Source organism: Nesterenkonia sp. NBAIMH1 (assembly GCF_007922635.1).
Lineage (GTDB): Bacteria > Actinomycetota > Actinomycetes > Actinomycetales > Micrococcaceae > Nesterenkonia > Nesterenkonia pannonica.
On the sequence record NZ_CP042335.1, the window covers coordinates 2,590,548 to 2,614,745 of the forward strand.

Sequence of the window (24,198 nt, forward strand, 5' to 3'; positions counted from 1 at the left end):
TGCGGATCGGTCAGAAGCCTGCGGCGACGAGTGTGGAGGCTTCCTGCTTGGTCTGGCCGGAGGGCTCAATGTGGGCAAGCTCCGCAGGGATGTCGAAGCCCTTTCTCTGCATCGCCTTCGCCCAGAGCGAGCCGGCGCGGTAGGACGAACGGACAAGGGGGCCGGACATCACGCCGAGGAAGCCGATCTCTTCGGCCTCCTGGGAGATCTCCATGAACTCTTGGGGCTTGACCCACCGGTCCACGGGAAGGTGGCGGGGCGTCGGGCGCAGGTACTGGGTGATGGTCAGCAGGTCGCAGCCCGCGTCGTGCAGATCGCGCAGCGCCTCGGATATCTCTTCTCGCGTTTCACCCATGCCGAGTATGAGGTTGGACTTGGTGATCATGCCGTGGCGCTGGCCCTGGGTGAGGACGTCGAGAGACCTCTCGTAGCGGAACGCCGGACGGATGCGTCGGAAGATGCGCGGAACAGTTTCGACGTTGTGCGCGAAGACCTCTGGCTTGGCCTCGCAGATGCCTGCGATGTTCTCCTCCTTGCCGGAGAAGTCAGGGATGAGGATCTCCACGCCGGTGCCGGGGTTGAGCTCGTGTATCTTGCGGATCGTTTCGGCGTAGAGCCAGACTCCCTCGTCGGCGAGGTCGTCCCGGGCCACCCCCGTCACCGTCGCGTACCGGAGCTGCATTTCGGCGACCGATCGTGCCACCTGGAGCGGCTCCATCTCATCGAGCGCCGCGGGCCGGCCGGTGTCGATCTCGCAGAAGTCGCAGCGTCGTGTGCAGGCTGATCCTCCGATGAGGAAGGTCGCTTCACGATCCTCCCAGCACTCGAAGATATTGGGACACCCTGCTTCTTCGCACACGGTGTGCAGCCCGGACCCGCCGACGCGCTTCTTCATGGCGGCGAACTCCGGGCCCATCTTGACCTTGGTCCGCATCCACTCCGGTTTGCGCTCCACCGGAACCGCGGCGTTCTTGGCCTCGACGCGAAGCATGCGTCGGCCCTCTGGTGCGATGGAGGTGGAGGCTGAGTTTGTCGGTGCGCATCCGCTCACGTGATGGAACCTTCCTTCAAGGTCGAGGTGTTAGAGGGGGCGGCCCGCTCGGAGTTGGCCGCCGGGTCGGCATAGCCGCTGCTTTCCTGGTCTGCGCTCTCCTTGACGAAACGTGGAAGGACCGCACGCAATTCCTGCTCTATCTGATCGACGACGTCCGCGGGCGTGACCACACGCCCGATCTCCCGGGTGATGGACGTTGTCTCAGCGTCATCGATGCCGCAGGGAACAATGTTCTCGAACGGAGACTGCGCATTCGAACAGTTCAGCGCAAAGCCGTGAGTGGTGACTCCGCGGTGATTGCGCACGCCGATCGCTGCGATCTTCCGGTCGGGCGTTCCGGATGCCGAGTCGCCCACGATCCAGACTCCGACGCGCCCCTCCACCCGGGTGGAGGTGATGCCGTAGCTCTCTCGAAGCACCTTCATAATGGTGTCCTCGAGGGCACAGACATATTTCTTCACGAGAGTCCGGTGCTTGAGGTGGAGAATGGGGTAGCCGATGAGCTGCCCTCGTCCGTGCCAGGTGATCTTTCCCCCGCGATCAACCTCCACCACTGGTGTGCCGTCGCGGGGCTTCTCGTGGTCCTCGGTGCGCTTACCGGCCGTGTAGACGTCAGCATGCTCCAGGAGGAGGACTGTGGAGCGTGAGGGGTCCGCCATTGCGTCAACGTGGAGCTGTTTCTGAAGCGCGAACGCGTCTGCATAATCAACCAGGTGCGGGTCGAAGCCCAGGCGCCGGTATTCAAGAGCCATGCCGCCCACTCTACGCCCTATGGACTGGCGCGATCTGTGGAAAGGCTCTGCAGGGTTCAGCGATCTGCTGAATGCTGATCCTATGACTTTGGAGCCCTCCGACTTCGGCAGAGTGTCGATTCCCCACCGCCCGCGGGTGGCTGGTCTGAGGAGCGAACGTCTGCTGGGCATCGGCGGCCGCTGCGCGGTATGGCAGGTTCGGCGTCTTGAGACGGAGGCATCGGGGTGCATGTGGATCTCGTCGGGGGATGCTGTTCCGGAGGTCTTGGCGCTGAAGGTGCCTCTGGAGTCTCCTCGGAGCGCGCCGTCGTCGCACAGCCTTCGAGCGGAGCTCGACGCCATGGTCCCGCTGGCGCATCCGCATCTGGTGCGGGCCTGGGGCATCGCTCTGGATACTGGGGACGGCGACCGCGGACTGCTTCTCGACGTCGCTGCTGCGGGTTCCCTGGCGGGTCTGCTGACCCATGGCGGTGTGCTCTCGCCCTCGCGGATGGTGACCGCGCTGAGCCCTATCGCGGAGGCATGCGCCCATCTTCACACCCAGGGTGCCTCCCATGGCGATGTCACGGCCGCGAACATTCTCCTGACGCCTGAGGGGAAACCCGTGCTTGCCGATTTGGGAGACGCGTATCTGCTGGGCATGGGCAATGATGCGGTGAGCGGCGAACAGGATGTCAGGGCGCTGGCGAGGGTCGCCTGGCTGTGCTTGGCCGGCGAGGCGCCGGGCCGGGGTCGTCGCCGCACGCCGCTGCGAGTGATCTGTCCCCAGGTGAGCGAGGGGCTTGCTGACCTCCTCGAGGAGTGTCTGGAAGCAGGGGACGGCGATATGCCTGGTGCCTGGGAGTTTGCCGCAGAGGTCTATGCTTCGGCTGATCCCGAGCCGCTGAACCTTCGCGCTCAGACTGATGAGGAAGTCCTGGCAGAGCTGCCGACGATGCTTCCCTCTGGTCCGCCGGGGAAGAGGAGAGGCCGCCGGCGAGAATCACTCGCCGGCGGCCTCAGTCGCCTGCTGCGCGCAGGCCGAAGGGGATCGCCTCGTGCTAGAGGCCGAGCTCTCCTTCGAAGCGAGCCTCTTCGAGCCTCGCCTTGAGCGTCTGAAGGAACCGGCCGGCGTCTGCACCGTCGACGAGGCGGTGGTCATACGTCAGCGAGAGGTACATCAGGTGGCGGATGCCGATGCTCTCGTTGCCATCGGCGTCGGCCACTACGGCAGGCCGCTTTTCGATCGTTCCGGTGCCCAGGATCGCAGCCTGCGGCTGATTGATGATCGGGGTGTCGAACAGTGCCCCGAACGAGCCCAGGTTGGTGATCGTGAAGGTTCCGCCGCTGAGCTCCTCGGGAGAGATGCTGCCCTGACGGGTCCGCTGCGCGACGTCGGAGATCTTCTTGGCGAGGCCGCCGAGGTTCAGCTCTCCGGCGTCCTTGACCACGGGGACGAAGAGACCCTTGTCAGTGTCGACAGCAAGCGCAAGGTGCTCAGCGTCGTGGTACGTGATCTCCTTGGTGTCCGCGTCGTACTGAGCGTTGAGGACTGCGTGCTGCTTGAGGGCCTCCGTCACGGCCTGAGCGATGAAGGGAAGGTAGGTCAGCTTCACTCCGTTGGCTTCCTGGAAGGACGCCTTGGCCTTGGACCGGAGGTTGACTATGCGAGTCATGTCGACCTCATGGACCTGAGTCAGCTGAGCCGAGACCTGCAGCGACTCGGTCATGCGCTGGGCGATGACCTGACGGATGCGCGGTGCCTTCTCGGTCTTGCCGCGCTGTGAGGTGTCGGGCTGCACCGGAGCGGGCTGCGAAGCTGCTTCGCCCTGGGCCGGCTCCGACTTCTTGGACTCTGCCGCGTCGAGCACATCCTGTTTGCGGATGCGCCCTCCGACTCCGGTGCCTTGGATCTCGGAGAGGTCGATGCCCTCCTTCTTCGCAAGCTTCCGGACGAGGGGAGTCACATAGCTCTCTCCGGATGCTTCGCCGGAAGCATCGGAGGCCGCAGCAGATTCCTTCTCCACGGGGGAGGGGTCTTCATGACTGCTCGACTCCACCGCGTCGTCTGCGGACGCCTGCTCAGAGGATGCGGCCTCAGCTGCTTCTTCCTCCTGCGGGGCGGTGTCCTTCCGCGATTCCGGCTCGGGCTCACCTTCCGGCTGAGTCTCAGGCTCAGATTCCGGCTCGGGCTCGGGCTCGGCGCTGGGCGCGGAACCGCCGCCTGCAGATCCGGATCCTATGAGAGCGAGAACCGCTCCCACCTCGACGGTCTCATCCTCAGAGACCTTGAGCTCCTGGACTGTTCCTGCGACGGGGGAGGGAACCTCAGTGTCGACCTTGTCGGTGGAGACTTCGAGCAGCGGCTGATCGACCTCGACCTCGTCGCCCACGGCAACCAGCCAACGCGTGACAGTGCCTTCTGTCACGGACTCGCCCAGGGCGGGGAGGGTGACCTCTTCACCATCGCCTCCACCTCCGGAGCCTGACTCCGCGGCAGGAGAGGTGTCTGCGGCGCCGCTTTCGGCGGTCTCCTCCTCGGCCGAGTCGGCAGTCTCCTCGGGCTCCTCTTTCGTCTGCTGGTTGGACTCATCGGCGCTGTCGTCCTGCTCAGCGCCCTCTGACCCGTCGGACTCGCCGCCCGAGCCGTCGCCGATCTTGACGAGCGGGGCGCCGACCTCCACGGTCTCGTCCTCGTCGACGAGCTTCTCCTCGATGGTGCCGGCCATAGGTGAGGGGACCTCGGTGTCGACCTTGTCCGTGGACACCTCCACAATGGGCTGGTCGACCTCGACCTCCTCTCCGACCTCGACGAGCCAGCGGGTCACGGTGCCCTCGGTGACGGACTCACCAAGGGCGGGAAGGTTCACAGTCTCAGACATGATGTCCGGCTCCTAATCGATATGAGTGGTCGACGAGTGGTCGTTATCCGTGCAGGGGGTGGCCGAAGAGCGCCATCGCCGCTTCACCCATTGCTTCGTTCTGGGTGGGGTGTGCGTGGAGAAGGCTGGCTACGTCTTCGGGGTATGCCTCCCAGTTGACGATCAGCTGCGCTTCGCCGATCTGCTCACCGATGCGGGTGCCGATGCCGTGGACTCCCACGATCGGGCCGCCCTTGACAGCGATCATCTTGATGATTCCGCCGGTCCCGAGGATGGACGACTTCCCGTTGCCGGCCAAGTTGTACTTGGTGACCTCGATCTGGTCCTTGCCGTAGGTCTCTTCCGCCATCGGCTGCGTGTAGCCGATGGACATGATCTCGGGCTCGCAGTACGTCACCTTGGGGATGTTGATGTCCAGCACAGTCATAGGGCTGTTGCCGGCGATCTCCTCAGCAACGAAGATGCCGTGCTGATAGCCCCGGTGCGCGAGCTGAAGGCCGGGGACGATGTCGCCCACTGCGTAGATGTTTCCAACGCCGGTGTGAAGGCGGTCGTCCGTCATGACAAAGCCTCGATCCAGGGTGATGCCCTGGTCCTCGAGCCCCAGGCCATCGGTGACCGGTCCTCGGCCCACCGCGACCAAGCACAGGTCTGCCTCGAACGTCGTGCCGTCTTCCAGCGTGACCTTCACCCCGTCGGCGGTCTCCTCCACATCTTTGAAGAAGGTTCCGGTGCTGAAGGAGATGCCGCGAGCCTTGAACGTCTTCTCGAGCTGCTTGATGATGTCAGGGTCCTCGTTGGGGACCAGGCTGGGCGCCCCTTCGATGATGGTGACGTCGACCCCATAGGACTTCCATACTGAGGCGAATTCGGAGCCGATCACTCCGCCGCCCAGAACGATCGCTGACTTGGGGAGCTCCTCCATCTCGAGCGCCTCGGTGGATGTGATGACTTTGTCGCTCAGCGGCAGGCCGAACGTCTTCGCCGTCGAACCGGTCGCCAGGACGATGTTCTGAGCGCTGTAGCTGGTGCCGTCCACGTCGATCTCTGTGGGGGACACGAGCTTGCCTTCCCCCTCGATCACCTGAATCTTCCGCATCTTCAGCAGACCGGTGAGGCCTTTGTGCTTGCCGGCGACGATTCCGTCCTTGTACTCCTTCACCTTCGCAAGGTCGACGCCCTCGAAGGTGGTTCTGACGCCGTACTTCTCTGAGGACCGCGCCTCGTCGGCGATCTCAGCGGCGTGCAGGTATGCCTTGGTGGGTATGCACCCGGTGTGCAGGCATGTCCCGCCGAGCTTTGACTTCTCGATCAGTCCGACGCTGAAGCCGTGCTGCACTGCGCGAAGGGCGGCGGCATAGCCGGCGCTCCCTCCGCCGAGAACGAGGACGTCGAATTCTTCGGCCACGATATGTGCTCCTTGAGTGAGACGTTGAAGGGCTGGATCGCCCTCTTCGCTGGAAGTCAGCCTATCAGTGCGAATCCGCGCCGATAGGCTCGGCGATCAGGCTCGGGCCAGGCCTTCGAGATACGAAATCAGCGTCCGTACAGTCACTCCTGTGCCTCCCTTGGGAATGTAACCGTAGGGGCCTTTGTCGTTGAAGGAGGGGCCAGCGATATCGACATGGGCCCATGGGATCCGCCGTGTCTCCGGGTCCAGCGCATCCTCATCCGCGTCTGCCCGGTCGCCGACGAACTCTCGGAGGAAGGCTGCGGCGTTGAGCATGCCTCCCTCGCGTGCGCCAGTGTTCGTCAGGTCCGCCACATCAGAGCGGAACCCTGCGAGCGCCTCCTCAGGAATCGGCATGCCCCATGCGGACTCCCCGGCCACGCCGGCCGCCTCTACGAGGCTGTCGCGGAGACTCTCGTGGCCCATGACGCCGAAGGTGCGGTTGCCCAGGGCGATCATCTGAGCGCCGGTGAGCGTGGCCACGTCGACGATGGCGTCCGGCTGTTCCTCAGAGGCAGCAACGATGCCGTCGGCCAGGACCAGACGCCCTTCGGCATCGGTGTTCAGCACCTCCACCGTCTTGCCCCCGTAGATGCTGATCACGTCTTCCGGTCGCTGCGCCGTCGAGGAGGGCATGTTCTCCGCAAGGCAGAGCCATCCCGTCACTCTGATCGGCAGGTTGAGCTCGGCTGCGGCGAGCACGATGGAGAGGACCGTCGCGGCCCCGGCCATGTCGAGCTTCATGGTAGTCATTGCATTGGCCGGCTTGAGGGAGAGACCCCCCGAATCGAACGTGATGCCTTTGCCGACCAGGGCGATGTGCGCGGCGGGCCGCGAGGGTGCGTGCTCGATGCGGACCATCCGGGGTCCCCGGGAGGACCCATTGCCCACTCCGAGCAGACCCCCAAAGCCCTCCTTCTCCAGATCCTTGGGGGCCCAGACCTTCACCTTGGTCTTCGAGTCCTTCGCCGCCTTCTCCGCAATCTGCGCAAAGGACTCCGGGTACAGGTGGCTTGGGGGAGTGTTGACGAGGTCCCGAGTGGCCCGAACCGCATGGCCGACCACTCCGGCCCTGGCCATGGCTGCCTTGGTGTGCTTCTCCTTCAGCGGAGTCAGCACCACGACCTCCGAGGCAGGTCCCTTGCGGCGAGCATCTTCGCTGCCTTTGAAGTGGTTGAAGCTGTACGCGCCGATCGCAGCGCCCTCTGCGACAGCGGAGACCTGTTCGACAGTGGCCGAGGGAAGTGCAAGAGCGATGGAGTCGGCTCCCGAGAGCTGCCGGACCGCGGATCCCGCCGCGCGCCGCAGGGCCTCCGTCGAAACGCCGCCGTCGACTTCGCCCGTCAGAGTTCCCACTCCCACCAGAACGAGCGTCTCGGACTTGAAGCCGTCGACGCCGGGGAGGCGCAGAATCTGGTCCTCGGAGCCTGAGGCGCCGAGAGCCTGCAGCGAGTCGGCGACGCTTCGCGCGGCATTGTCAGCCAACGGGTTGGGCAGGAGCACGGGGCCTTTCGGCCCCTTTGCCACTCCGAGCACCAACGCGTCTGCGTCGACCTTCTCGACGGCGGAGGAGACAGCGGACAGTGAAGGTTTGAAGTCGTTGATCACGTGCCCGATCCTACTCGTCGGCGCCGTCGGCACAACCGGCGCTCTTCGGCGCAGACCGGGCGTGGCGCGGCGCCGGGAATGACGGACGTGGGCAGACTGTTCCTCACACATCCCAAGGAACAGAATGGCTACCCGGCGAAGGAGCAGTGTGGGCCCCAACGATCAGTTCGATCCCGGCCAGTCAGGTGTCGATGGAGACCGCTTCAGCCTCCTGCACCTGCACGCCGAGCCTCAGAACGAGGCGCACCCCGATGAGGACGGCGGTCAGGCGGGAGAACTTGTCCTGCGCTCCAACGAGCCCGGGCAGGACGGTCCCAGCAGTGCCGAAGGCCTGAGCATGCTGGTGTCTGTGGCGGGACACACCGACGCCGGCCAGCTCTCCGAGCAGATGGCCGACTCGCTGCTCTCTGCGCTGCCGCACCGGCAGATGGCCAGCTTTGATGTGGACGCCCTGTTCGACTATCGGTCCCGTCGACCGCGGATGCTCTTCACCGACAGCCGCTTCTCAGAATTCCAGGGGCCGCGGCTGGATCTGTACGAGCTGCAGGACGCCCTGGGGCGAAACTTCCTGCTTCTGACCGGGGATGAGCCTGACTTTCACTGGGAGAAGGTGGCGGAGACGCTGCTCGAGCTGGCGAACCATCTCGGGGTGAGCCTGACAGTCTTCGCCGATGCGCTGGGGCTGCCTGCTCCGCACACTCGTCCATTGGGAGTGACGGCCCACGGCAATCGCGAGGACCTGGTGAGCGGCATCTCGACGTGGTCGCCCAATGCCCAAGTCGAGGCGGGCCTTTCTCAGATGCTGGAGCACCGGTTCGATGCCGCCGGCCATGACGTGGTCGGGTACACCGTTCACGTGCCCCACTATTTGGCGTCGGGCAAGTACCCCCAAGTGGCAGTGGCCGCGCTGGAGTACGTCGGCGCCGCGAGCGCGCTGATGCTTCCGACTGATGATCTGCGTGAGGCTGCTCGCGCGGTCGAATCGGACATTACGCGCCAGGTCCAGCAGAATCCTCAGGTTGCGCAGGTGGTGGAGCAGCTGGAGCAGAACTTCGACCAGTACGCGACCAAGCAGCAGCGCTCTCTGCTGGTGCACAGTGACGATGCGGTGCCGGATGCCGAGGAGCTGGGGGCTGCCGTTGAGCAGTACCTGCGCTCTCAGCCGGGCGACAGTATCTTCAGGGGGCCAGAGGGCGACATCGACGAAACCTTGGGCAATGACTCCCAGCACGGCTCAGACGAAGACGAGGGCCCTCGCGACTGACTGTCGCTGCGACGACTTTTCCACGGGGCAGGAAGGCGCCTAGAGCCGCGCCGGCTCCTTCAGCCCGGCCCGGGGGCGCAGACGCCTGTCCGCGATCGACGACACGCTTGCTCCATGACAGCAGAGAACGCCCCGCGCTCCCAGCCCCAGGAGAAGTTGCCTTCCGCTCATCTCGACCGTCCGGGCGACGCCCTGGCCCTCGTGCAGCACACCTTCGGGTACATGCCGCAGGAGTCGTTGGTCCTGATCGGACTCGCGGGAGGCTCGAGCGGCGGGCACCTCCGCGTAGACCTCGCCGGAGGTGCGGCGGATCCCTATGCAATGGCCCGTCAGTGCGCCGAATGGCTCGCCGGCCCACACTCGCAGCCTTCGCCCGAGACGGCCATAGCTCTCCTCTTCACACAGCATGCGCCGTCGCCGCTCCACAGCCAGCTGTATGACGGTCTCGTCCACACGCTGGCGGGCTGCCTCGACTCCGAGTACGGCGTCGAGCTTCTTCACGTGTGGCATGCCGGAGGCGACGCTGTGCGGAACTACACCTGCCGCGACGAGACGTGCTGTCCGTATCCGGGCTTCAGCATCTCCGCGGAGCTCGATTCCTCGCTCGAGCGTCTTCCCCAGCTGACCGTCCGGGCAGGTGCTGCGGCCGGTCCGGCGGACCTGCTGGACGAGTTCCTAACCCCTGTGCATGCTCCATCGGAGGCGTCGCAGCGTGTGGTGCGCAGGATGGTGAAGACCGCTGCCGCGTCCGAGAGCGTGGAGGACGAGCTCACGCTGTGGGGCGAGGCGCTCTCACGCGGCCGAGGCTCTGAGCCCTCGATGTGGCTGCACACAGCGGAGGAGGCAGCCGCGTCGATGCTGCGCACGCTGGCCCGAAAGAGAGTCCGAGATGCTCTCGTTCCGCTGGCCTCTGTGGGGTACCCGGCGGCCGTTGCAGGAACGCTCTTTCACGAGGAGCTGCGCAGGGACCCAGGGGGGCCGCGCGTCTCGAAGACGGTGAACTCTGGGGCAGACTCGCCCCGAGACTGCCCCAGGGGTTGGACGCGCAGGCGTTGGACCGCCTTCTGCAGGACTACGCAAACTGCTGGCTCGGCGCAACGGGATCCCGTCCCGACTGGAGGGGAATCGAAGTTCTTGAGGCTCTGCTGAAAGAGCTGCTGCCCTATGCGGAGGCCGAAGAGCGTGAGGCCGCCTTGACTCTGAAAGCATGGATTGAGTGGGTGAAGGGCAGAAGCTCCGTATCGAGCGAAGCTGTGGACCTGATCCGCAGGGAATTCGGGGACAGCTCCGACTGCACCATGGCGGAGCTGGTCGACAGATTCTCTCGGGGTTTTCGGCGTTTCCCCATGGGCCCGCGTGAAGGTCCAGAGCTACAGCTGGTGGAAGTCGGACCGCGGCGCCTCGCCGAAAACTGCTTCGCATTTCGGGAATGAGCGCTGACTGCGTATCGTTAGGACACCTAAGACCCTGCAGATCCGGCGTTTTGGCGGCGAACGTGATGAGCGTGCCCGTCAGCCGGGCTTGACAGGGTCATAGGCGTGTTGGGCTCAAGAGGGGTCTGGCAGTGCCTGTCCGTGCTGCGAAGCTCGGGAAAGCGAACGTGTCGAGTCGGAAGGTCAACGTGCCCACTAGCAAGACCGAGGAAGAGACTGCCGCAGTCGGCGAGCAGAAGACAACTGCCCGTACCAGCGCGGCGAGCAAGTCGACAGCCTCCAAGTCCTCGACCAAGGCCGGTTCTGCGGCCAAGAAGTCGACCGCGACCAAAAAGACCGCCTCGACCAAGGCTGGAGCTGCCAAGAAGGCCCCTGCCGCCAAGAAGGCCGGGGGCGGTCGGCGCAAAGCCACTGACGCTGTCGACGAGATCCTCGCTGAAGTGGACAGTGAGGAGGATTCTCCCACCCAGGCGCTCGCCAATGCTGTGGCGAAGGCCGAGGAGGAGGGCGAAGACGCCGAGAAGCTGGTCGACACTGACACAGCGGAGCCCAAGGAGGACGAGTCGACCTCCGGCCGCGGCTTCGTCATCTCCAATGCGGATGATGACGATGCGCCCGCCGTACAGGTCGTCTCGGCAGGTGCCACCGCCGATCCGGTGAAGGACTACCTCAAGCAGATCGGCAAAGTCGCGCTGCTGAACGCCGAGCAGGAGGTGGACCTGGCTCTTAGGATCGAGGCTGGCCTCTTCGCCGACCACAAGCTGGCCAACGACGACATCACGGACCGCAAGCTGCGGCGCGACCTGCAGCTCATCGTTGCAGACGGCAGAAAGGCGAAGAACCACCTTCTCGAGGCGAACCTGCGTCTTGTCGTCTCCCTGGCCAAGCGCTACACGGGCCGCGGCATGCTCTTCCTGGATCTGATTCAGGAAGGCAACCTGGGGCTGATCCGTGCTGTGGAGAAGTTCGACTACACCAAGGGCTTCAAGTTCTCGACCTACGCCACGTGGTGGATTCGCCAGGCCATCACCCGTGCAATGGCCGACCAGGCACGCACCATTCGTATTCCGGTCCACATGGTCGAGGTCATCAACAAGCTTGCGCGTGTCCAGCGGCAGATGCTGCAGGACCTCGGACGCGAGCCCGCCCCCGAAGAGCTGGCAGCGGAGCTGGACATGACGCCTGAGAAGGTCGTCGAAGTCCAGAAGTATGGGCGTGAGCCGATCTCTCTGCACACTCCTCTCGGCGAGGACGGCGACTCAGAGTTCGGCGACCTGATCGAAGACTCAGAAGCTGTCGTCCCCTCCGATGCGGTGAGCTTCACGCTCCTTCAGGAGCAGCTGCACTCCGTCCTGGATACGCTCGCCGAGCGCGAGGCAGGCGTCGTCGCAATGCGCTTCGGGCTCACCGATGGGCAGCCGAAGACGCTGGATGAGATCGGCAAGGTCTACGGGGTCACCCGGGAGCGTATAAGGCAGATAGAGTCCAAGACAATGTCCAAGCTGCGGCACCCGAGCCGCAGCCAGGTTCTTCGCGACTATCTCGACTGACGATCCTCAGACACGTGGGGCCCCCGACCTGATCGGTCGGGGGCCCCACGTGTAGCTTGGCGCTGTCAGCTGATGCGGTCAGACTCGTCGATCCAGTTGAGCGTCTTCGGGCGCAGGGTCCCTTCGACGGCGCGTCCGTGGTGGTTGCAGAACAGGAGTGCTCCTCCGGAAGCGAGCTCTGCGCGCACGTACGCCTGTGCGCCGCAGCGGTCGCAGCGGTCCAGGGCGGTCAGCTGAGTCTGACCCTCGAGCGTGCCGGTGGTGCTTGTCATGTCGCCTCCTAGCGTTGCGTCAAGCGATGTCAGACCATCCAACCATGTCGACCTCGAGAAAAGTCCCCAACACAGGGGGAGGGGCGCGCCTTTCGCTCACCGCGTACCCCGGCGACTACCCTGAGCACCATGGCATCCCGCGACGACTACAGCGCCCGGCACCTCTCTGTTCTCGAGGGTCTGGAAGCTGTGCGGAAGCGCCCCGGGATGTACGTCGGATCGACCGACTCCCGGGGGCTGATGCACTGCCTGTGGGAGATCATCGACAACTCAGTCGACGAGGCGCTGGCCGGCTACGCCTCGGCCATCACCGTCACCCTGCATGCGGATGATTCGGTGGAGGTGAGCGACGACGGACGCGGAATCCCCGTCGACATCGAACCTCGCACCGGCCTGTCGGGACTCGAGGTCGTCTTCACCAAGCTGCACGCCGGGGGCAAGTTCGGAGGCGGAAGCTACAACGCAGTCGGGGGCCTTCACGGCGTGGGCGCCTCGGTCGTCAACGCGCTCTCGGCCCGTCTCGACGCCACCGTCACCCGTGGCGGCAAGGTTCACGCCCTGTCCTTCCGCCGCGGCGAGCCGGGCACCTTCGACGGTTCGAAGCCCACTGACCACTTCGAAGCGGCTCAGGCCGGATCGCCGCTGCAGGTCTCCGGCAGGGCCAAGCGCGGCATGACCGGAACCACCGTTCGCTACTGGGCCGACCGGCAGATCTTCACACCCGACGCCGCCTTCAATGACGAGGAGCTCTTCGCTCGCGCCAGGCAGACGGCGTTCCTGGTGCCCGGCCTGAAGATCGTCGTCAAGGACCTCCGCGGTGCTGAGCGAGCGGAGCAGGTCTTCCAGTACGACGGAGGCATCAGCGAATTCGTCGAGCACCTGACGCCGGACGCGCCGGTCACGGATACCTGGCGCATACAGGGGCACGGCACCTTTGCCGAAACTGTCCCGGTCGACGGGCAGATGCAGGAGGTTCAGCGCGACTGCGAGGTGGATATAGCCCTGCAGTGGGGGACCGGCTACGACATCACGGTTCGCAGCTTCGTCAACATCATCGCCACGCCCAAGGGCGGCACGCATCTCAGCGGCTTCGAGCAGGCCATGCTTCGAGTATTCCGCAAGGCGGTCGAGGCAAATGCGCGAAAGCTCAAGGCAGGCAGCGACAAGCTGGAGAAGGACGATGTGCTCGCAGGCCTGACAGCCGTGATCACAGTTCGCATCGCTGAGCCGCAGTTCGAGGGGCAGACCAAGGAGATTCTCGGCACGCCCGCGGCGCGCCAGATCGTGTCCAAGGTTGTGGCCGGCGAGCTCGAGAAGAAGCTGGCCTCCGCGAAGAAGGCTGACAAGCAGCAGACCTCTGTGCTGCTCGAGAAGATCGTCTCTGAGATGAAGTCCAGAATCTCCGCGCGGCAGCTGAAGGAGACCCAGCGGCGGAAGAACGCCCTGGAGAACTCATCCATGCCGGCCAAGCTCGTCGAATGCCGGGCTAAGGAGGTCGAGTCCTCGGAGCTCTTCATCGTCGAGGGCGATTCGGCGCTCGGCACCGCGAAGCTGGCGCGATCCTCGGACTACCAGGCTCTCCTTCCCATCCGCGGCAAGATTCTCAATGTTCAGAAGGCCTCCGTCTCCGACATGCTGTCGAACCAGGAGTGCGCGGCGCTGATCCAGGTCATCGGGGCCGGCACGGGGCGCAGCTTCGACGTCAGTGCGGTTCGCTACGGCAAAGTCGTGCTGATGACCGACGCTGACGTTGACGGCGCCCACATCAGGACCCTGCTTCTGACGCTCTTCTTCCGCTATATGCGTCCCATGATCGAAGAAGGCCGGGTCTTCGCCGCAGTGCCGCCCCTGCACCGGGTGGAGATTGTGCAGCCGGGCAGCAGGCCCAACGATGTTCGCTACACATACTCGGAGTCCGAGCTGATCGCGCTGCTGGCCGAGCTGGAAACGTCAGGCCTGCGCTACAAGGAGCCGATCCAGCGGTACAAGGGACTCGGAGAGATGGACGCCGATCAGCTCGCGGAGACCACCATGGACCCGCAGAGGCGGTCCCTGCGACGCATTCGGGTCGAAGATGCCGATGCCGCGGAGAAGGCATTCGACCTGCTGATGGGCAGCGTCGTCGCTCCGCGCAAGGACTTCATCATCGAAGGGTCGCGTGCGCTCGACAAGGATAGGATCGACGCCTGAGGCGCCCATCGTGCGCATTGTCACAGAACGTTTTCTACAGGGCGTAGAACAGCTAGACTGTCCCGGTGACCACTTCCCCCGCCCGCACCGCAGCTGACGCACCCGCTTCGACCGGGCTCAAGCGCAAGGCTGCAGCGTACTGGTCACTGACGAAGCCTCGTGTGATCGAGCTTCTGCTCGTCACCACTCTGCCCACTATGTTCTTCGCCCAGCGCGGGATCCCCGACTTCTGGATCGCGGTGGCCACAATGATCGGCGGTGCGATGGCGGCAGGCTCAGCCGGCGCCTTCAACTGCTATCTGGATCGGGACATGGACCGGCTGATGAACCGGACGAAGAAGAGGCCGCTGGTCACCGGAGAGGTGAGCCCGCGTGAGGCCCTGGTCTTCGCTTCGGTGCTGGGCCTGCTCGCACTGGCTGTGCTCTGGGTGGGCACGAACCCCTTGGCGACGCTCCTCGGAGCGACGGCCATCTTCTTCTACGTGGTGGTCTACACCATGGTCCTCAAGCGCAGAACTGAGCAGAACATCATCTGGGGCGGCATCGCAGGATGCTTCCCCGTGGTGATCGCTTGGGCTGCTGTGCGCGAAACCTTGGACTGGCCGGCCCTGGTGCTCTTCGTGATCATCTTCCTGTGGACCCCGCCGCACTACTGGCCGCTGTCCATGAAGTACCGGACCGACTATCAGAAGGCCGACGTGCCCATGCTCGGTGCGGTCGCCACGGAAGACACCGTGTCGGTTCAGGTCGTGCTGTACGCCTGGGCCACCGTCGTCTGCTCGCTCCTGCTCGTGCCGCTGGGATGGGCTGGGATCACGTACACGGCGGTGGCAGCCATCTCCGGAGCATGGTTTGTGTGGGAGTGCCACGTGCTGCACCGCAAGGCCCAGCTCGGAAGCCTGAAGCAGAAGGAAGCCATGAAGGTCTTCCACCTGTCGATCCTCTATCTCACCCTCCTCTTCGTCGGCCTGTGGATTGATCCCTTCATCGGCAATCCTCTGATGGGCTGAATCCAGCTCTCGTTCGCCTCACCATGGGATGAGGAGGCGCGCAGACACCAGGTTCAGAGCCGTGCGTGCCCGGCCCGTGCAACCAGGGCCGCGCGCTGCGGAGAGTTCGTCGGGAGGAGCTTAAGGGCGGTATAGAGGGCCTGCAGGTCTCCCGTTGTCTCAGGAAGCTGGAGGTACCTCCAGAGATCCTCCGCACTGCCGTCAGCAAGCATCGTCTCCCGCATCTCAGCCTCCAAAGCTCGGCGCAGCATGAGGATTCCCGGCGCCTCGGAGCCGGGGAGGAGCTGGCCCCCGTATATGTCCAGAGCGAGGCTGCGGGCGCCCGACGCCAGAGCCCGGCGCACGGTGAGGGCATCGAGTTCGCAGGGCGACGTGAGCCGGTAGGGCTTGGAGAGCAGATCGACGCCTGCACCGTCCGAGACCTTCGCGAGCGCCCGGCGCAGTCGCACCATTTCAGCGCGGAGCGCCACCTCGTGGCCGCGTTCGCCGAAGAGCATCTCGGCAAGCTCCCCGGAGCTGAGGCCCCTGCCCCGGTCAGCATCCCCGTGCCAGGCAAGCAGTGTCAGGATCTCAGCGTGCCGCAGGCTGAGACGCACTCGATGGCTGCCGGTGCTCAGCAGCGGAACTGCTGTGCCCAAGGTGATGAGCTGGGCCAGCCCAGTATCGCTGGTGAGCACTTTCAGCTCTGCCTCTGCGGCGGAGATCGCGGCATAGATGAGGGGGAGCGAATGGACGGCCACCGCTTCGGGTCCGCCCGTGAGATCCACGACGCCGAGAACCGCGCCGGTGTGCGGATTGCGAATCGGTGCGGCTGAGCAGGAGAACTGATGCGCGGAGAACGCGAAGTGCTCGCCCTGGTGGACTTGGGCGCCTCGTCCCGTCGCCAGCGCTACGCCCGGGGCGGAGGTGCCGATGGCGCGTTCGGACCACCGGGCCCCGGGCTGAAACGCGGAGGCCTCCGCGCGCCTCAGAGCCTGGCGGTCCCCGTTGACCCACAGAAGGCGACCCTGGGCGTCGCCTATCGCGACGATGAGGCCAGCTTCGGATGCGGGGCGGATGAGCAGCTGGTCGAGGACCGGCAGTACGCCCTGAAGGGGGCTGGATGCCCGCAGCCTTTCGAGGTCGTCATCGGAGGTGTCCACAGGCGCAAGGGCGGCCGCGGGGTCGCTCAGGTACTCAGCCGACCGTCGCCACGATGCACGCAGCCCGGGCGCAAGGGCGTTCCATGTATCAGGCTGATCAGGAACTGCCCTCATCATTGCCCTTCCGCCTCGAGGGTGTGTGGCACATCACATTCTAGCGGAGCGGTGCGCGTGGGGCTATGCAACGCATATGCAACCTCAGGCACCCTAGCCTCGTGAGTGTGAGCTAACTCACACCAGTCGAGCCGTCGAAGGAGGCCACCATGGGCACATACTCGCAGCCGGGCACTGAAGGCAGTGTCGTGAGCTTCAAGCCCCGATACGAGAACTTCATCGGAGGGGGCTGGGTCGCTCCCGTCAAAGGACAGTACTTCGAAAATCCCTCGCCCGTGAACGGACGAACATTCACGGAAGTCCCCAGGTCCACCGCCGAAGACATCGAACTGGCCCTCGATGCAGCTCACAAGGCCGCCCCGGCGTGGGGCAAGACATCGGTGGCAGAGCGCGCGCTCATTCTCACTCGAATCGCGGACAGGATCGAGGAGAACCTCGAGATGCTTGCTGTGGCCGAGACCTGGGAGAACGGCAAGCCGGTCAGAGAGACCCTTGCTGCGGATCTCCCGCTCGCTGTCGATCATTTCCGCTACTTCGCCGGTGCAATTCGAGCCCAAGAAGGTGGCATCAGTGAGATAGACAACGACACCGTCGCCTACCATTTCCACGAGCCGCTGGGCGTCGTCGGGCAGATCATCCCGTGGAACTTCCCCATTCTGATGGCCACATGGAAGCTTGCGCCCGCGCTGGCGGCAGGCAACGCGGTCGTCCTGAAGCCCGCGGAGCAGACTCCCAGCAGCATCCTGCTGCTGATGGAGCTCATCGCAGACCTGCTCCCTGATGGCGTGCTCAATGTGGTCAACGGCTTCGGAGCCGAGGCCGGCGCTCCGCTGGCATCGAGCTCGAGGATCCGTAAGATTGCCTTCACCGGTGAGACCACCACGGGTCGGCTCATCATGCAGAACGCATCCCAGAACCTCATTCCGGTCACGCTGGAGCTCGGCGGGAAGAGTCCGAACATCTTCTTCGAGGATGTAAGCCGGGCCGATGACGCCTTCTACGACAAAGCACTTGAAGGCTTCACGATGTTCGCGCTCAACCAAGGCGAGGTGTGCACCTGTCCTTCACGAGCGCTCATCCAGGACAGCATCATCGACAGCTTCCTCGAAGCAGCGGTGGAGAGGACGAAGGCCGTCGTTCAGGGCAACCCTCTGGACACCGACACCCAGGTCGGAGCCCAAGCCAGCAACGACCAGCTGGAGAAGATCCTCAGCTACCTCGACATCGGCCAGAAGGAGGGTGCCCAGGTGCTGACTGGAGGTGCTCGGGCCGAGCTGGACGGAGACCTGGCCGGAGGCTACTACGTGGAGCCGACGATCTTCCGCGGCAGCAACAGAATGCGCGTCTTCCAAGAGGAGATCTTCGGTCCTGTCGTGTCGGTGACGGGGTTCTCCGACTACCGCGATGCCATCTCCACCGCCAATGACACGCTCTACGGACTCGGCGCCGGTGTGTGGTCCCGCGATGCCAATATTTCGTATCGTGCAGGAAGAGACATTCAGGCAGGCAGGGTCTGGACGAACTGCTACCACCAGTACCCGGCGCATGCGGCATTCGGCGGATACAAGCAGTCGGGCATCGGCCGTGAGAACCACCTCATGATGCTGGCGCACTATCAGCAGACGAAGAACATGCTGGTGAGCTACTCAGAGGACAAGCTCGGCTTCTTCTGATCCAGACGGCAGGGGCCGGTGCGCATCGCAGCTGGTGCGCACCGGCCATCCCGCCGAGTGAGCGACGTCCCAAAGTCTGAAGGAGGCCCCTATGAGTGCCGAACGTGTCGCGATCACCGAAGAGGCTGCTGCGCTCCTGCGGCAGCTGCGCGAGGACCATGGCCAACCTCTGATGTTTCATCAGTCCGGAGGCTGCTGCGACGGCTCGGCCCCGATGTGCTACACCCAGGGAACCTTCGCCACGGGTCCGGCGGACGTTCTTCTGGGGGAGCTGGATGCGGGAACGGGCGAGCCCGTCCCGGTCTGGATCTCCAAAGCGCAGTACGAGTACTGGTCCCACACCCACATCACCATCGACGTCACGCAGGGCAGGGGAGCAGGGTTCAGCATTGAGGGTCCCACCGGTCACCGCTTCCTCGTGAGGTCCCGTCTCTTCACTGAGGAGGAGAGCGAGAGCTTGGCGCCCGTCCAGTCGGGCTAGACAAGGGGATGGTCAGTTCCGGCCGATAGGGTGTGAGCCATGAGCTCACCGGCCGAACGCTATGCAGCCTCTCGCCGTCGCGCCGCGGAGGCCAAGACACAGTTGGGTGCCTTCAGGGCGGCGCAGGCCTTCGACCTGGACGAATTTCAGGTGCAGGCATGCCGTGAACTGGAAGCCGGAAAGGCGGTGCTGGTCGCCGCGCCCACGGGAGCCGGCAAGACGATCGTCGGGGAGTTCGCGGTTCACCTTGCCCTGGCCCAGGGCAAGAAGGCCTTCTACACCACTCCCATCAAAGCGCTGAGCAACCAGAAGTATCAGGAGCTCGTTGAGGACTACGGCGCCGCGCGTGTGGGGCTTCTCACCGGCGACACCTCGGTGAACTCCGAAGCGGACGTGGTCGTGATGACCACCGAAGTCCTGAGGAACATGCTGTACCAGGACTCATCGACCCTCGAGCAGCTTCGGTACGTCGTCATGGACGAGGTGCACTACCTGGCTGACCGCTTCCGCGGCGCCGTGTGGGAAGAGGTGATCATCCACCTGCCGGAGTCGGTTCAGGTGGCTGCGCTTTCGGCCACGGTCTCCAACGCAGAAGAGTTCGGCGCATGGATGGACACCGTGCGCGGCGAGACCGCCGTGGTGGTCTCAGAGCACCGTCCCGTGCCGCTGTGGCAGCACATGGTGGTGGATCACCAGCTGTACGACCTGTTCACCGGCGAGGCTGACGAGGAGGAGGCTGACGACCGTCAGGCACTCGTGAATCCGCAGCTTCAGCGGATGGTCCAGCTGCAGCAGTCACCCGGCTCGCGCCGCCCGGGCGGCCATCGTGGTCGTGGGAGAGGCCGAGGAGGTCCGCAGCGGGAGCAGCGCACGTCTGCGCGCGGAGGCGGGTCCTCTCAGGTCTCCAGCTTGTCAGGGGCCCCATCGCGCACGCACAGGCTCTCTCGCCCCAAGATGATCCGCGCATTGGACCGCCAGGCTCTGCTGCCCTGCATCGCCTTCATCTTCTCCAGGGCTGGCTGCGAGGCCGCAGTGGAGCAGTGCGTCCAGCAGGACCTGCGACTGACGTCGAAGGAAGAGGCGGCCGAAATCAGCTCACGAGTTGAAGCGATGGGGTGGGAGCTGCCGGCCGAAGATCTCTCCGTGCTCGGCTTCGACACATTCCGGGAGGCGCTCGTCAGCGGTGTCGCCGCTCACCACGCCGGCATGCTGCCTCCCTTCAAAGAGCTGGTCGAGAGCCTCTTCGCCGAGGGACTGCTCAAGGTGGTCTTCGCCACAGAAACGCTGGCCCTGGGCATCAACATGCCAGCCCGGACCGTCGTTCTGGAGAAGCTCGACAAGTTCAACGGCGAGTCGCACGTCGACATCACGCCAGGCGAATTCACGCAGCTGACCGGACGTGCGGGCCGACGCGGCATCGACGTCGAAGGGCACGCGGTGGTCGTCTGGCAGCCGGGCATGGATCCGCGGCAGGTGGCAGGTCTGGCGTCGAAGCGCACCTACCCGCTGAACTCCTCGTTCAGCCCGAGCTACAACATGGCCGTGAATCTCACGGCTCAGTTCGGACGGCGCAGGGCCCGCACCATTCTGGAGTCCTCCTTCGCGCAGTTCCAGGCCGACCGTGCCGTGGTGGGCCTGGCGCGCGACGTCGCCAAGCGCGAGTCCTCGTTGGCCGGCTACGAGGAATCCATGGAGTGCCACCTCGGCAGCTTCAAGGAGTACTTCGAGCTGAGACGCAGGCTGAACGAGCAGCAGAAGGACCAGGCCAAGGCAAGAAACCGTCAGCGACGTCGGGACATCGTGCGTGTCCTCTCCGCCCTCGAGCCTGGGGACATCGTCGACGTCGGCTCGGTCGGCAAGGCGAAGCGTCATCTGGGGGAGTGCCTGGTCGTCCATGCCGCGCCGGAGCACGACCCGCGGCCCGGCGTTGTGACCCATGACGGCAAGCTTCGCAGCATCACAGTCGAGGATTTCGCCCAGCCGCCTGAGGTGATCTCCTCCATACGGCTTCCTCGCAAACCCCAGGTCAAGGTGCCCAAGATCCGCAGGGATCTCGCCTCCAGCTTCAGGGCCGCCCTGCAGGAGCGGGTTCCGCCTCGTCAGAACGCACCGCAGCCTGGGTTCGGCTTCGCCGAACAGCCGGGTGACAGCGAACACACCGAGCAGCTCGAAAACGCCCTTCGCAAGCATCCCTGCCACTCCTGCAGCGATCGGGAGGACCACGTCCGCTGGGCGGAGCGCTGGTGGAAGCTGCAGAGGGAGACGGATCAGCTCAAGGCCAAGATTGATCTGCGCACCGGCTCCATCGCGAAGACGTTCGACCGAGTGTGCGGGGTGCTCTTCGACCTCGGGCACATGGTGCCCGCCGACGATGAACGGATGCCGACGGCGGCGCCCGTGGCGGATGAGTTCCGGGCCGAGGAGTTCGTCGTCACGGAGCGGGGACAGAGGCTCCGGCGCATCTACGGCGAGCGGGATCTCTTCACGGAGATGCTTGTGGAGCGGGGTGCCTTGAGCGCGCTGAGACCGCAGGAGCTTGCGTCGTTCGCAACCCTGCTGGTCTACCAGGCAAAGCGCGAGGACGAGGGCGCGATGCCGCAGATGCCCACGACGGGTCTCACGCGTGCGGTCCGCGAAGCGTTGGAGGTGCACACCGAGCTGGAAGCGCTGGAGAAGCGGCATCACCTCGAGCCGACTGCTGCGCCGGAGATGGGCCTGACGCTGCCGATGCATCGGTGGGCCTCGGGCGCCAGCCTCCGAGCCGCCCTTGAGGAGTCCCCTTTGGCCGCCGGAGATTTTGTGCGGTGGGCCAAGCAGTGCATCGACGCGCTCGACCAGCTGTCAAAGGTGCCGACGGCCACCAGCAAGCTCGCCACGGCCTGCCAGGACGCGGTCAGCCTCATCAGCAGGGGAGTGGTGGCATACTCCTCAGTCGCGTACCAATCCATGGAGGACGAAGAACTTGACGATGAATGAAGCCGCCTCGCTCGAGAGCGTGCACCTTCTGAACAACGGGACGATCCATTCCACTGCGGAGCCCTACGCCGAGGCGATGCTCGTCGAGAAGGGACACGTGGCGTGGCTCGGATCCGACGAGACCGCCTCTCGGCTCAAGGAGCAGTATCCCGAGGGTGTCGTCCAGGAGCAGGACCTCGACCGGACGCTGGTTGCGCCCGGATTCGTTGGGTGGATTACGCGCGGTGTCGCTGAGGGGGACTCAGGTGATCTGGCCGAGCGTCTCGACGCCGCAGCAGCTCTGGGCTACACGACCCTCAGAATGGGGCTGGCCATCCCGGCGGAGCTGCTCACAGGTGAGTCGCTGCAGAGCGTCGTCACGGGACTGACCAGCTCTCTGCGCACGGCGGCCGCGCATCCGATGGACACATACCCGGTTGTGCAGCTCTCCGGGCTGCACGATGTGGCCGGAGCGGGCGGTCTGAGGGCACTGAACGAACTCCTGACGCTGCTGGGGGACGCCCACGAGGTCGAAGAGGCGGAGGGCCGACGCATCTCTGTGGCCGTGTCCTATGCGGAGGTGGCCGAGAACCTCATCGGTGTCCGCACCTGGATGGCGGAGGAGTCCCGCCAGCTTCTGATTGACGTCACCGGTGAGGACCCGGGGGAGGTGGTCCAGTCTCTCGCAGCAACCACGTCCCAGCTCCGGCAGCTGAAGCACACCCCGAGCGCTGAGAACCCCACGGTCCTGGTCGGCTTCGACTCCTCGCAGCGGGCTCATTGGGAAGACCTGCTCAACACTGGGGCGCAGGTGCTCGCCCGGCGGGCCATCCATCTCTCCACTGCCCTGAGCGTGGGAGTCCCTACGTCGGCGGCCCCGCCTGAGGGGGAGAGCCCGTGGCAGCTGATCAGTGAGCACGTGCATCACCAGAGCGACCCGGTGTCTGTGCGTGCCGGCTTCAATGCGCAGACCCGAGGAGCGTTCCGCTCCCTGCCAGGTGGCCAGCCGGAGGCGGGAACCCTGAATCCTGGGTCGGAGGCGACATATGTGGTGTGGGAGGCGGACTCCCTGTCAGTGCAGACTCCCCACTCGGCTGTGTCGGCGTGGAGCACAGATACCCGTGCCCGCACACCGCTGCTCCCGTACCTCCCCGGACGCGATGAGGAGGGAGGCCTGCCTCGGTGGAGAGCGACGGTCATTCGCGGGGAGGCAGTGAGCTAACGTGGTCCGCATGAAGATCCTGACCGTCATTCCCACCTTCAACGAGATCGACGCCCTGCCGGTGACGCTCGACCGGCTTCGGGCCGCTCTGCCTGAGTCCGACGTGCTCATCGTCGATGACTCCAGCCCTGATGGCACAGGCCAGCTGGCGGAAGAGATGGCGGCCGCCGACGAGAAGGTCCACGTCATTCATCGGACCAAGAAGGACGGGTTGGGCGGAGCTTACATCGCCGGATTCACGTGGGGGCTCCGACGCGATTACGACGCCTTCGTCGAACTTGATGCCGACGGCTCGCACCAGCCCGAGCAGCTGCCGGATCTCATCGCCCTGCTCGACGAAGCAGACCTCGTCATTGGGTCGCGATGGGTCCCGGGGGGCTCTGTCGTCAACTGGCCGCTGCACCGTGAGCTCATTTCGCGAGCGGGCAGCTTTTACTCCCGCACCATGCTCGGACTCAATGTGAGAGATATCACTGCGGGTTTCCGTGTATTCCGGCGCTCCACCTTGGAGGACATTGACCTGAAGTCGATCAAGTCGGCGGGTTACGGCTTTCAAGTGGACATGACCTTCCGCGTTGCCCGTCAGCGCAAGACGATTCGGGAGGTGCCCATCACCTTCGTCGAACGAACGGTCGGCGAGTCGAAGATGAGCGGCGGCATCGTGGTGGAGGCCGTCACCAACGTGACCAGGTGGGGCCTGGCGGCCCGGGCCTCGACGCTCGCTGGGAAGCTGGCCGGAACCCGGTGAACGTTCGGCCGTGCTGACAGTGAAGGCCCGCCCCCTGAGGGGCGGGCCTTCACTGTCAGCGGCTCAGGCGAGTCTCAGACCTTTTCGCCGCGGCGTTCGCGCAGAATCTTCATACGGTCCTGAAGAATTTCCTCAAGCTCGTCGGTCGAGCGCCGTTCCAGGAGCATGTCCCAGTGGGTTCGGGCGGGCTTCTCGGGCTCCTCGTCGGGCTTGTCGCCCTGGGCGAGAACGCCCACTTTGCCGCTCGAGGCTGTCCACGTGGTGGGCAGGTCCGCGTCGGAGGCGAAGGTGACGACGATCTTCTCGCCATCCTCGCAGACGTATTCCACATCTTGGCGGGGCGCTGGCTCGACGCCCGTCTCTGTCTCCATGGATTGGGCGCCGAGGCGCATGCCGCGCAGACTGCGATCACTCATCGG

The 24,198-nt window shown here is 64.9% G+C and carries 19 protein-coding genes; 11 read left to right on the forward strand and 8 right to left on the reverse strand.

Annotation, left to right across the window (positions count from 1 at the left end; translation table 11 throughout):
* Nucleotides 1-10: 10 nt before the first annotated feature.
* Both lipA and lipB read right to left on the reverse strand, forming a co-directional pair.
* Nucleotides 11-991, reverse strand: coding sequence for a lipoyl synthase (lipA, locus tag FS388_RS12470; RefSeq protein ID WP_146342029.1), 981 nt, complete (start codon nt 989-991; stop codon nt 11-13).
* A gap of 56 nt (nt 992-1,047) precedes the next feature.
* Complete coding sequence (gene lipB / locus FS388_RS12475; protein WP_146341702.1) at nt 1,048-1,806, reverse strand: lipoyl(octanoyl) transferase LipB; 759 nt, start codon at nt 1,804-1,806, stop codon at nt 1,048-1,050.
* Nucleotides 1,807-1,888: 82 nt separating this feature from the next.
* Between lipB and FS388_RS12480 the strand changes: the two genes are divergently transcribed.
* Nucleotides 1,889-2,896 carry a protein kinase gene (locus FS388_RS12480; protein ID WP_168198711.1) on the forward strand — a complete coding sequence of 336 codons (1,008 nt, stop codon included), beginning with the start codon at nt 1,889-1,891 and terminating at the stop codon, nt 2,894-2,896.
* On the opposite strand, the gene sucB is transcribed toward FS388_RS12480, so the two are convergent.
* The 3 genes from sucB to FS388_RS12495 all read right to left on the reverse strand — a co-directional run bounded on the left by sucB (nt 2,847) and on the right by FS388_RS12495 (nt 7,725).
* The gene (sucB, locus tag FS388_RS12485; RefSeq protein ID WP_146341704.1) at nt 2,847-4,667 is read right to left on the reverse strand and encodes a 2-oxoglutarate dehydrogenase, E2 component, dihydrolipoamide succinyltransferase; all 1,821 of its coding nucleotides are present in this window, start codon (nt 4,665-4,667) and stop codon (nt 2,847-2,849) included. The two genes, FS388_RS12480 and sucB, sit on opposite strands and share 50 nt — an antisense overlap.
* Before the next feature lie 43 nt (nt 4,668-4,710).
* Nucleotides 4,711-6,075, reverse strand: coding sequence for a dihydrolipoyl dehydrogenase (gene lpdA / locus FS388_RS12490; RefSeq protein ID WP_168198712.1), 1,365 nt, complete (start codon nt 6,073-6,075; stop codon nt 4,711-4,713).
* A 96-nt stretch (nt 6,076-6,171) separates the two neighbouring features.
* Entirely contained in the window at nt 6,172-7,725 is a 1,554-nt protein-coding gene (locus tag FS388_RS12495; RefSeq protein WP_146341706.1) for a leucyl aminopeptidase, read from the reverse strand.
* Between the two features lie 148 nt (nt 7,726-7,873).
* Here FS388_RS12495 and FS388_RS12500 point away from each other — a divergent pair, with 148 nt between their 5' ends.
* The 3 genes from FS388_RS12500 to FS388_RS12510 all read left to right on the forward strand — a co-directional run bounded on the left by FS388_RS12500 (nt 7,874) and on the right by FS388_RS12510 (nt 11,972).
* Nucleotides 7,874-8,989, forward strand: coding sequence for a PAC2 family protein (locus FS388_RS12500; RefSeq protein ID WP_246836221.1), 1,116 nt, complete (start codon nt 7,874-7,876; stop codon nt 8,987-8,989).
* 114 nt (nt 8,990-9,103) lie between these two features.
* Entirely contained in the window at nt 9,104-10,138 is a 1,035-nt protein-coding gene (locus FS388_RS12505; protein ID WP_146341707.1) for a DUF4192 family protein, read from the forward strand.
* Nucleotides 10,139-10,547: 409 nt separating this feature from the next.
* Entirely contained in the window at nt 10,548-11,972 is a 1,425-nt protein-coding gene (locus FS388_RS12510) for an RNA polymerase sigma factor (protein WP_371708782.1), read from the forward strand.
* Nucleotides 11,973-12,037: 65 nt separating this feature from the next.
* On the opposite strand, the gene FS388_RS12515 is transcribed toward FS388_RS12510, so the two are convergent.
* Entirely contained in the window at nt 12,038-12,244 is a 207-nt protein-coding gene (locus FS388_RS12515; protein ID WP_146341709.1) for a hypothetical protein, read from the reverse strand.
* A 129-nt stretch (nt 12,245-12,373) separates the two neighbouring features.
* On the opposite strand from FS388_RS12515, the gene FS388_RS12520 reads away from it, so the two are divergent.
* Nucleotides 12,374-14,434 (forward strand): type IIA DNA topoisomerase subunit B, encoded by a 2,061-nt coding sequence (locus FS388_RS12520; RefSeq protein ID WP_146341710.1) that lies wholly within the window; start codon nt 12,374-12,376, stop codon nt 14,432-14,434.
* 65 nt (nt 14,435-14,499) lie between these two features.
* Entirely contained in the window at nt 14,500-15,444 is a 945-nt protein-coding gene (locus FS388_RS12525; protein WP_146341711.1) for a heme o synthase, read from the forward strand.
* Between the two features lie 53 nt (nt 15,445-15,497).
* Here the strand turns inward: FS388_RS12525 and FS388_RS12530 are convergent, their stop codons facing one another.
* A complete protein-coding gene (locus tag FS388_RS12530) occupies nt 15,498-16,703 on the reverse strand; it encodes a GAF domain-containing protein (protein WP_146341712.1) in 1,206 nt (401 codons plus the stop codon).
* Nucleotides 16,704-16,849: 146 nt separating this feature from the next.
* Here FS388_RS12530 and adh point away from each other — a divergent pair, with 146 nt between their 5' ends.
* The 5 genes from adh (at nt 16,850) to FS388_RS12555 (ending at nt 23,779) form a co-directional block, all read left to right on the forward strand.
* Entirely contained in the window at nt 16,850-18,373 is a 1,524-nt protein-coding gene (gene adh, locus FS388_RS12535; RefSeq protein ID WP_146341713.1) for an aldehyde dehydrogenase, read from the forward strand.
* A 91-nt stretch (nt 18,374-18,464) separates the two neighbouring features.
* Complete coding sequence (locus FS388_RS12540; RefSeq protein WP_146341714.1) at nt 18,465-18,854, forward strand: DUF779 domain-containing protein; 390 nt, start codon at nt 18,465-18,467, stop codon at nt 18,852-18,854.
* A gap of 39 nt (nt 18,855-18,893) precedes the next feature.
* Nucleotides 18,894-21,830 (forward strand): RNA helicase, encoded by a 2,937-nt coding sequence (locus tag FS388_RS12545; RefSeq protein ID WP_146341715.1) that lies wholly within the window; start codon nt 18,894-18,896, stop codon nt 21,828-21,830.
* A complete protein-coding gene (locus FS388_RS12550; RefSeq protein WP_146341716.1) occupies nt 21,817-23,031 on the forward strand; it encodes a hypothetical protein in 1,215 nt (404 codons plus the stop codon). The genes FS388_RS12545 and FS388_RS12550 overlap by 14 nt, the downstream gene beginning before the upstream one ends.
* A 10-nt stretch (nt 23,032-23,041) precedes the next feature.
* Nucleotides 23,042-23,779: a polyprenol monophosphomannose synthase gene (locus FS388_RS12555; RefSeq protein WP_146341717.1), complete on the forward strand. Its 738-nt coding sequence runs from the start codon at nt 23,042-23,044 to the stop codon at nt 23,777-23,779.
* A 74-nt stretch (nt 23,780-23,853) separates the two neighbouring features.
* Here FS388_RS12555 and FS388_RS12560 read toward each other — a convergent pair whose 3' ends face one another.
* Complete coding sequence (locus FS388_RS12560; RefSeq protein ID WP_146341718.1) at nt 23,854-24,195, reverse strand: RNA polymerase-binding protein RbpA; 342 nt, start codon at nt 24,193-24,195, stop codon at nt 23,854-23,856.
* Between the last annotated feature and the right edge of the window lie 3 nt (nt 24,196-24,198).

Bases quoted from the DNA above. Each gene is read 5' to 3' on its own strand.
- FS388_RS12545 (WP_146341715.1), top strand. From the start codon at position 18,894: ATGAGCTCACCGGCCGAACGCTATGCAGCCTCTCGCCGTCGCGCCGCG.
- FS388_RS12520 (WP_146341710.1), top strand. From the start codon at position 12,374: ATGGCATCCCGCGACGACTACAGCGCCCGGCACCTCTCTGTTCTCGAG.
- FS388_RS12540 (WP_146341714.1), top strand. From the start codon at position 18,465: ATGAGTGCCGAACGTGTCGCGATCACCGAAGAGGCTGCTGCGCTCCTG.
- FS388_RS12560 (WP_146341718.1), bottom strand. From the start codon at position 24,195: ATGAGTGATCGCAGTCTGCGCGGCATGCGCCTCGGCGCCCAATCCATG.
- FS388_RS12555 (WP_146341717.1), top strand. From the start codon at position 23,042: ATGAAGATCCTGACCGTCATTCCCACCTTCAACGAGATCGACGCCCTG.
- lipA (WP_146342029.1), bottom strand. From the start codon at position 991: ATGCTTCGCGTCGAGGCCAAGAACGCCGCGGTTCCGGTGGAGCGCAAA.
- sucB (WP_146341704.1), bottom strand. From the start codon at position 4,667: ATGTCTGAGACTGTGAACCTTCCCGCCCTTGGTGAGTCCGTCACCGAG.
- FS388_RS12480 (WP_168198711.1), top strand. From the start codon at position 1,889: ATGACTTTGGAGCCCTCCGACTTCGGCAGAGTGTCGATTCCCCACCGC.
- lipB (WP_146341702.1), bottom strand. From the start codon at position 1,806: ATGGCTCTTGAATACCGGCGCCTGGGCTTCGACCCGCACCTGGTTGAT.
- FS388_RS12515 (WP_146341709.1), bottom strand. From the start codon at position 12,244: ATGACAAGCACCACCGGCACGCTCGAGGGTCAGACTCAGCTGACCGCC.
- FS388_RS12530 (WP_146341712.1), bottom strand. From the start codon at position 16,703: ATGATGAGGGCAGTTCCTGATCAGCCTGATACATGGAACGCCCTTGCG.
- FS388_RS12505 (WP_146341707.1), top strand. From the start codon at position 9,104: ATGACAGCAGAGAACGCCCCGCGCTCCCAGCCCCAGGAGAAGTTGCCT.
- adh (WP_146341713.1), top strand. From the start codon at position 16,850: ATGGGCACATACTCGCAGCCGGGCACTGAAGGCAGTGTCGTGAGCTTC.